Origin of the sequence: Corynebacterium sp. HMSC055D05 (assembly GCF_001810365.1) — a bacterium.
Classification (GTDB): Bacteria; Actinomycetota; Actinomycetes; order Mycobacteriales; family Mycobacteriaceae; genus Corynebacterium; species Corynebacterium coyleae.
In genome coordinates this window covers 1-1,766 of sequence record NZ_KV801023.1, presented here as the reverse complement: position 1 = coordinate 1,766, position 1,766 = coordinate 1, and the positions used below count along the sequence as shown (strand labels likewise).

Here is a 1,766-nt window from a genome sequence, read left to right as displayed (position 1 = left end):
TCGGAGTGACCACAACCGTGTAGTCACCCGTCGGGATTTCCTTCAGGTCCAGGTTGCCGTTGCCATCCATCGGCACCTCACGACGCTCCTGCGTCTCCGGGTCAACCAACTCAACCTTGGACACAACATCCGGATCAACCGAACCAGACACCGAACCCTTATCACGGGTAACGGTCAACGTGACCTTGCCATCGCTGTTTTCCGGGACGTATGTCGCGACCTCGCCTGTGACCGAGTAACCCTTAGGTGTCTTCACCTCTAGTACGTAAGAACCAATTGGGGCCTTTTCCCAGGTAAATTCACGATCTTTTGTTCCGAAACTGTAGGTATCGGTGTCGTTATGGAGAGCGTTAACTTTAACCGGTACAGGAGTATCGAGCTCTACTGTCAAGGAGCCAATTCGCTTAGTCAGCGAGAAGTTCTTAGTTTCGATGCCATTATTCGTAACGTTAGCGCTCTGCGGGTCAGGCACGGCAAGGTCACCAGGAACAGTTTCGGTCACAACCTCGACCCGGTATTTACCAGTTGGCAAATCCGTAACCGAGTACTCGCCGTTATTTACGTCAACAATCTTTTCAACATCGCGGGTGGCATCTTCGTCTCCGGTAACACGGATCTTCAGATTCGAGCCCTTTGGGGCATTCGTTACAGACCCCTCAATGGAACCCTTCTCGCGCTGCGGAGTGATATCTCCGAGTTTGCTCTCTTTCTCAGCCTCAATCTTCACCTGCCGGCCATCAGGCTTTGCGTATCCGTCTGCTGGTGTAACTACAAGGGTGTAATCCCCCTCTGGAATGCCAGATGCCGAGATTTTACCGTCAGCATCCACCGATACAGACGTAGATCTTCCATTGGCATCAACGAGTTCAACCTTTTGAATTGAGCCACGCTTCGCAGTTCCAGACAAAGAACCCTTGGTGGATTTCGCCTTCATTATGAGTTCAGAGAAGGACGCACCACGGCCCGGGAATCCCGCATTGCTCGCACCTTTCGCGCGAATCAGGAATGACTTGCCATCACGGACGCGATAATCAATCGGATTCTCAAGCTCCAGGGTGATTCGCCGACTGTACTTCCCCTTAGCATCTTCTGAGATCTTCTCAACCTTGGCAGATTTGACCATCACTGATCGGTCACCCTGCTCAACAGTCAGCACCTGGTTCGCAAATTTCTCATCAAGCGCTTTGATCTTACGTTTTTGAGACCGATTCGGGGCATCGACATTTGAAACCGTCAAATAGACATCAAATGTGATCTCTTTGACGTTTTCCAAACCTTTCGGCTCGTTGTCCCCAGCGTAAAGAACCCAGTCCTTCCCCTGGGTAGTTGGACGAACCTGGCTAATTGACAGCTGCTCTTCTGCGGCCGCCTCAAAGGCAAAGGAACCACCAACAACACTCGGCACAGCCAAACCAGACAGCGCCAGCGATACTGCGGTCATACCCGCGATCGCGGTGCGTTTGCCGGAGAAGCCGCGACGTGCGGAACGGTGCGCACCGGCGTTCGCGTTGAAATCGAACGGGTTAGAAGCGTTATTCAAGATTGCTCCAATGGTTGATTTATCTATAACGGGAGAAATTCGGGCAAGAAGTACATAGAACACGAACTTCAGCACGAGACTGCCAAATAAATTACCAATTTGGACAGTTGCTTTCAAGCGCGCTTACACCTGAAATACCCGTTTAATCAGGGCTTATTCAGCTTCAAAGAGTTCCTTAATGTTCATCGAAAGTGGGTTAAGGCTCAAAAAGTGTGTCTGGTTGGGC

At 51.1% G+C, this 1,766-nt stretch carries 1 protein-coding gene; it reads right to left on the bottom strand.

Going from position 1 to position 1,766, the window contains the following annotated elements; translation table 11 throughout:
- The coding region (locus HMPREF2734_RS00005) for an MSCRAMM family protein (protein WP_141750373.1) at positions 1 to 1,657 on the bottom strand (1,657 nt) is incomplete at its 3' end.
- Positions 1,658 to 1,766 lie beyond the last annotated feature (109 nt).